This is a genomic window from Mitsuaria sp. TWR114, from assembly GCF_007997345.1.
Window position 1 is genome coordinate 1 of the sequence record NZ_VOSR01000075.1, and the last position, 5980, is coordinate 5980.

At 69.9% G+C, this 5980-nt stretch carries 6 protein-coding genes and 1 pseudogene; 1 reads left to right on the forward strand and 6 read right to left on the reverse strand.

What is annotated here, in order from left to right:
- On the reverse strand, window positions 1-297 hold a 297-nt coding region (locus FUT87_RS04030; protein WP_147240165.1), incomplete at its 3' end, for a substrate-binding domain-containing protein.
- A gap of 507 nt (window positions 298-804) precedes the next feature.
- On the opposite strand from FUT87_RS04030, the gene FUT87_RS04035 reads away from it, so the two are divergent.
- Entirely contained in the window at window positions 805-1278 is a 474-nt protein-coding gene (locus FUT87_RS04035) for a Rhs element Vgr protein (protein WP_091722014.1), read from the forward strand.
- Between the two features lie 527 nt (window positions 1279-1805).
- Here FUT87_RS04035 and FUT87_RS04040 read toward each other — a convergent pair.
- From FUT87_RS04040 to FUT87_RS04060, 5 genes and pseudogenes are all read right to left on the reverse strand, one after another.
- Window positions 1806-2177, reverse strand: coding sequence for a VOC family protein (locus tag FUT87_RS04040; RefSeq protein WP_147240166.1), 372 nt, complete (start codon window positions 2175-2177; stop codon window positions 1806-1808).
- A gap of 60 nt (window positions 2178-2237) precedes the next feature.
- A pseudogene (locus tag FUT87_RS31590) lies at window positions 2238-2728 on the reverse strand (GFA family protein).
- Window positions 2729-2790: 62 nt separating this feature from the next.
- The gene (locus FUT87_RS04050; protein WP_147240167.1) at window positions 2791-4023 is read right to left on the reverse strand and encodes a zinc-dependent metalloprotease family protein; all 1233 of its coding nucleotides are present in this window, start codon (window positions 4021-4023) and stop codon (window positions 2791-2793) included.
- Complete coding sequence (locus FUT87_RS04055; protein ID WP_147240168.1) at window positions 3921-4826, reverse strand: peptidase inhibitor family I36 protein; 906 nt, start codon at window positions 4824-4826, stop codon at window positions 3921-3923. Before FUT87_RS04055 ends, FUT87_RS04050 begins: the two co-directional genes overlap by 103 nt.
- A gap of 234 nt (window positions 4827-5060) precedes the next feature.
- Entirely contained in the window at window positions 5061-5834 is a 774-nt protein-coding gene (locus tag FUT87_RS04060; protein WP_147240169.1) for a ThuA domain-containing protein, read from the reverse strand.
- Window positions 5835-5980: the final 146 nt, after the last annotated feature.

Sequence of the window (5980 nt, forward strand, 5' to 3'; positions counted from 1 at the left end):
CGCGATCACCAGCACCTTCACCTTGCGGGTGATGAGGTTCTCGATCTGGGCGAGCTGGTTGGGGATGTCGTCCTCGGCGTACTGCAGGTCGGTCTTGTAGCCCTTGGCCTGGAAGGCCTTGACCATGTTGTCGCCATCGGCGATCCAGCGGGCCGAGCTCTTGGTCGGCATCGCGATCCCGACCAGGCCCTTGTCCTCGGCGCGAGCGCCGCCGGCCAGCAGGCCCAGCGTCGCACCACCGACGATCAGCACCGCGCGAACGAGCGCGGCGCGCCGGCTCCAACCTGTATGAAACATTTTTGTCTCCTGAATGTTTTATGAACGCCGGTTTTTACTGCCGCGCGCCGGCTTTGTCGATCCCAGTTTGGATATCGAGCGAGGCGCGCCGGTTATCGGTGCCCCGCGATGGCCGCTTGTGTGCGGCAGCGCACAGCGGTCGCGCGTGCGCTTGGCCGAGAGTCATTTGCTGCGGCGTCCGCGAGCGGGCAACATCGTCGGATCGCCGAGAACGCCACCGGCATCCCTCGCTGAAAGGCTCCCATGGCACGTGCCCTTGCTCCGGGCCCGATTGGGCTGGACGTCCGCCAGATGCTGTCCGACCCCGGCACACGGTGCCTCGGCCCCTCGCCGCGCCCCGGGCCGATCGGCCTGGACGCCGGTATCGGCACGAGTCTCGACGCTTCCTGGACGATGCTGGCCGGGGAGGTCATCCCTCCAGCACGGGCCGTCAATGTCCCGGCACCGCTGCGGCCGTTGGCCACGCCAGAAGGCGGGGTCCGCCCGCTCACCAGCGGCGAGATCGCAATGGCGCGGCTGCTCTTCAAGGACGCGATCGACTACAGCCGGGTGAAGGTCCACAACGACGAGTACCTTCCCTTCGGCTTGCAGCCCGACGACACGGCGATGACGCCCAACGGGGAGATCTATTTCAACAAGAAGCACTTCAAGGAAGACTTCTCATCAACCGACGTCTACACCAAGCAGTGGTTCATCCACGAGATGGTGCATGTCTGGCAGTACCAACTCGGTTACCCGGTGCGGCTGCGTGGTGCCATCCGCATCGGGTTGGGCTACGACTACGAGCTCAAGGCTGGCGCCAAGCTGGGCGACTACAACATGGAGTCACAGGGCGACCTGCTGGCCGACTACTTCGCGCTCAAGCACCTGAACGCGCCGCAGGCGATGCGGCAGGCGCAGTTTGCGCAACAACTGGCCCTTTTCGAAGAGGTGCTGAATGCCTTCCTCACCAATCCGTCCGACACCGCGAACCTGCCTTGACGCGACGCTGGCGCTGGCCTTGTGCGCCGCGCTCGGCACGGCCTGCGCGACCTCGCGGGTAGGCGACGCCGAAGTGCGGCTTCAGGAGGGGCAGCCCTGCTTCACGATCAGCGCCAAGGAGACTGCGCGCGGGCCCACGATCCGCTTGCAGGCGGTGATGGTCAGTGACGTGTCGGTCAGCCCGGTCGCCGAGGTCTGGTCGGTACTGCTGGATGCGCAGCGCCTGGAGACGATGTCGTCGGCCAGCTGTTTCGCCTACGGCCAGGCACCGGACGGCGCAAGCGCGCGGCCCGCGACTGCACCGATGCTGCAGCCCGGCCGGGTCTACCAGGTCTACCTGAACATCCGCTCGTCGGACCGTCGATCCCACGCGGGGCTACATGGCCAAGTTCTGCCTGGCGGCCGATCCAGCCGATCCCTCCGGGCCTCGCCGTTTGATGCCAGTGCTCTACGGCACGCGCGCCTGGGACGAGGGCTTCTGCCGCTGAACCGCCTCACGGCGGCCTCACCCCGGCGTCAAGTCGACCTCACGCCGGAGCGTGGCAGACCATCTCGATGTTGTGCCCGTCCGGATCGATGACGAAGGCCGCGTAGTAGTTGGGGTGGTACTTCGGACGCAGCCCGGGCGGTCCGTTGTCCCGGCCGCCGGCGGCCAGGGCGGCGCGATGGAAGGCATCGACCTGCTCGCGCCGCGGCGCCACGAATGCGATGTGCAGGTGGGCCGGCGTCTCGGTGGTTTCGAACAGGCACAGCGAGGCCTCGCCGCCGGCGCTCAGTTCCGCGCCGTAGGAAGGCTCGCCCTCCCCGACCACCGACACGCCGATCGGCGCCAGCGCCTGCAGGTAGAAGGCCTTGCTGGCGGCGTAGTCGCGGACACCGAACTTGACGTGGTCGAACATGAAAGCTCCTGTGCTGGGAGTGACGGGACGCAGCGACGAAGCGATGGCGCGACCCGGCGCTCAGCCCCAGTGCTCCGCGTCCGGTGGCGGCACGACCCAGGCGTGCATGCGGTCCTCGTAGACCGACACGGTGGGCGCGGGGAAGGTCGGATCGGCGAAGGCGCCGACGGGAATCGCGATGAAGTCCGGCAGCGCCTCGGGCTCGTAGAAGACCGTCGAGCCGCAGTCTGGACAGAAGTGGAAGCGGGCCGCGTTCCCTCGTCGCCGACGCGCACGTATTCGGTCGAGCGGCCGGCCACCGTCACCTCCTCGCGGCGGAAGCGCGCCTGCTGGCCGAAGACGCTGCCGGTGCGGCGCTGGCAGGCCAGGCAGTGGCAGATGGACACCCGCACCGGCTGGCCCACGACGCGCGCGCTGAGCTGGCCGCAACAGCAGGCCGCGAGGCGCTCGGGCCCGCGATCGGAAGGGGATGAGGTCATGGGGCTCGACGATAACGGCCTGCCGCCGCAATGCAAGACGCGCCGCGATCTCCCGACACGCGGCGCGTCCATTCAGCTCGACGTCGAGGCCGAAGGCCAGGCGCCAAGGCCCCGGCCTCCGGCTCGGTCCGGGCTCAGCGCGACAGCTCGACGCGCTGCGCGTTCAGGCCGTCCGACACGATGAACTCGAAGCGGCCGCCGGTCGGCAGCTCCTGCGTGTCCAGCATCACCTCGCCGCCCTGCAGGTCCTGCGCCAGGTTCAGGCGGCGGGTGCCGTCGGTCCAGGTCACGCTCAGGAAGGGCGTCGCCTCGGCATCCCAGCGCAGCGTGGCCTTGCCGCCAGCTTCCTTGACCTGCACCTGCGCGCGGCTGCTGCCGGTGGCCAGCGCCTTCTGGCGCGCGTTGCTCACCCGGGCCTGCGCCTGCGCCAGCGTCGCGCCGTCGCTCAGCACGCTGATGCTGGCGATGTTGTCGACCTTGGGCACCAGCACGCTGAAGTGCAGCAGCTCGCCGTCATGGTCCACCGACTGCGGCGTGAAGCGCTGCTCGACGATCTGGCCGCCGGCCGTCTGCACGCGCAGCAGGTAGGCGCCGCCGCTCGCGTCGGGCCTGGCCACCAGCGTCTTGACCGGGTTGATCTCGACCTGCTTGCCCCGGATGCTGCCGCTGACCAGCAGCACGTCCTGCGTCGCCACCGGACGGTCGCCGTCGGCGCCCGCGGCCGTGCCCTTGACCTGCGCGGCGGCCGTGTCGGCCGGCGTCAGGAAGGTCTGCATGCGGCGGTAGTTGTAGTCCGAGAACACCGTGCCGCCGCAGTAGCTCATGATGTCGTGGCGGTCGGTCGGGCGCGGGTCGTAGAACGCGTTCACGTCCGACAGGTAGCTCCAGACGTAGCGGCCCGGCTTGCCCAGGTTGGCGTCCGGATACGGATAGTTGGGGTCCGGCGAACCCGCGCCGCCGCAGGCCGCGTGCGGCAGCGAGAAGTTGTGGCCCAGCTCGTGCGCCACCACGTCGCGCACGGTGTCCGGCGCGCTCGGCATGTCGAAGCCGACGGCCGAGCTGCCGGGCATGTAGCCCAGGCCCGCCAGGCCCCAGGTGCGCTTGGGGATGAAGCCGAAGTAGTAGTCCTGGCGCGCGGCGCCCTCGATGCGGTGCAGGTCGTTGAGCTCGCCCAGGATCTTGCCGAAGGCGTCGCTCCAGCCCGAGTCCGTGGTCGGCAGCGTGGTCACCTTGGACGACACGAAGGTCGGATGCGAGCGCAGCGTCACCGACGACACCGGGAACAGCGCGCGCAGGTGCGCGGTCTGGTCGGCCGGCAGCTGGCCGGTGGTGCCGGCGATGCGCACCGGGATCGGGATGAAGCGCATCGGCGTGCCGCCGCCCACCCGCGGCGTGAAGCTCTGGGCCGCGCGCCGGCGACGGTCACCGTGACCTTGAGGCCGCTCTTCACCAGCTCGGCCGGCACGGTGACGCTGTAGGCGTCGTCGAAGGACTGCGTCTCCGACACGGTGGTCGGCAGGCCGCGGCGCGGCGCCGCCAGCGGCAGGTCGCGGCTGGTGCCGTCGACGGTGTTGTCGACGCGCACGACACCGGCCGGCGCGGTGGTGCCGGCCGGCGCGGTCACGTTGACCTTTAGCAGCGTGGGCTTGTTGGCGACCAGCACCAGTTGGCTGTCACTGCTGGCGTAGAGCATCGACTGCGCGAACTGCACCGAGGCCAGGGTCACCTTGGACGGCGCCGCGGGCGGCGTCACGCGCATCGAGGACACCGCGTCGTTCAGGCCCAGACCGACCAGGTTGGCGTTGTCCGCCGTCAGCGTGACGGTGGTGCCGCGCAGGTTCCTGTCGGCGAAGAGCTCGACCTTGTAGCCGGCTGGCACGCGGATCGACGAGATGCGGTCGTTCCAGGCCGCGCCGATCCAGCTGGTGCTGGTGCTGGTGCACAGGCTGGCGCCGGCATAGTTCACATGCTCGTAGAAGCACACTTGCGCGCCGGCCGCCGCCGCGGTGGCGCCGGAGGTGGCGCCGCCCCCGGGCAGACGCGCCTCCTGGACCGACGCGTCGTCGGAGGATCCGCCGCCGCAACCGGCGAGCACGCCGGCCAGCGCCAGCGACAGGGCCAGCGGATGCAGGCGGGGAGCGCCACCGGGGCGCGTCGAAGTGATCGTCATGGAATCCGTCCTCCGGGATGTGGGGTGCCTCAAGGGCGGCGGATTATTCGGAGCGCCCCTCACACGCCCTGCAACCGAAGGCGCCGATTCGTAAGCGGCAGCAAGCGGCCACCGGGCTGCGCGCTTTACAGGACAGACACGAAGGACCGCGCGGCCGCAACGCCCGGTTGCATCGGATACGACGCGCGCGTCGCCGATTCAGGGGAGCGGGGCAGCGTCAGCGGCTCGCCCGGCTCACTCGGCGCTGAAGCCCTTGCCGGTGGCGGCCCAGTAGATGCCGCCGAACAGGTGGTGCTGGAACCGCTCGTCGCCGTAGGTGGCGGGCAGGTGGCCGAGGGCGGTGTAGAAGCTGCGCCCGCCGTCGACCCGCTGGTACCAGCTGATCGGGTGGCTGGCGCCCATGGGCGCGACCGGCTTGCCAGCCCATTCCGTGGCGGGCTGGTAGGTCCGCTCGTCCACCGTCAGCAGCACCTTCAGGTCCTCCGACCGGGGCGGCCCGAACTGGTACCACTCCTCGGTGAAGAGGAAGCGCCGCAGGAAGCGATCCATGCCGGGGAAGTTGCTGTCCTGCACCACCAGCGTCGCCGTCTGGTTGGCCGGATGCGCCTGGAACATCCGCCCCACCAGGCGCCCGTACCAGGGCCAGCCATGTTCCGTGTCCGCGGCGCTGTGCACGCCCACGAAGCCGCCGCCGGCGCGGATGTAGCGCTCGAAGGCCGCCTGCTGCGCCGCGTCCAGGACGTCGCCGGTCGTGAGAAGGAAGACGACGGCCTGGTACTTCGCCAGCTCATGGTCGTTCATCACCCGGTTGGCGTCCTCGGTCCAGAACACGCCGAAGTCGTGCAGCTGCCCGAGCCGCTGGATCGCCGCCACGCCGGCCGGGATGGACTCGTGATGCCAGCCCGCGGTCTTGCTGAAGACCAGCACCTTGAACTGCTCGGCCAGTGCCAGCGGCGTCACGGCCAGCAGACCCAGCGCCATTGCGAAGAAGCGGAGACGCTGGCCCATGGAGCTTCCTGGTCGAGGGGACGAAGGCGCGATGATGCCAGGACCGCGCGCCCTGCGAGCGCCGCGGGCGGCGCAGAATCCGCCGCATGAGCACCGACATCCCCCGCCCCCTCACCCTCGTCACCGGCGCCAGCCGCGGCATCGGC

Bases quoted from the DNA above. Each gene is read 5' to 3' on its own strand.
- FUT87_RS04035 (WP_091722014.1), top strand. From the start codon at position 805: ATGGCGCGGCTGCTCTTCAAGGACGCGATCGACTACAGCCGGGTGAAG.
- FUT87_RS04040 (WP_147240166.1), bottom strand. From the start codon at position 2,177: ATGTTCGACCACGTCAAGTTCGGTGTCCGCGACTACGCCGCCAGCAAG.
- FUT87_RS04050 (WP_147240167.1), bottom strand. From the start codon at position 4,023: ATGCGCTTCATCCCGATCCCGGTGCGCATCGCCGGCACCACCGGCCAG.
- FUT87_RS04055 (WP_147240168.1), bottom strand. From the start codon at position 4,826: ATGACGATCACTTCGACGCGCCCCGGTGGCGCTCCCCGCCTGCATCCG.
- FUT87_RS04060 (WP_147240169.1), bottom strand. From the start codon at position 5,834: ATGGGCCAGCGTCTCCGCTTCTTCGCAATGGCGCTGGGTCTGCTGGCC.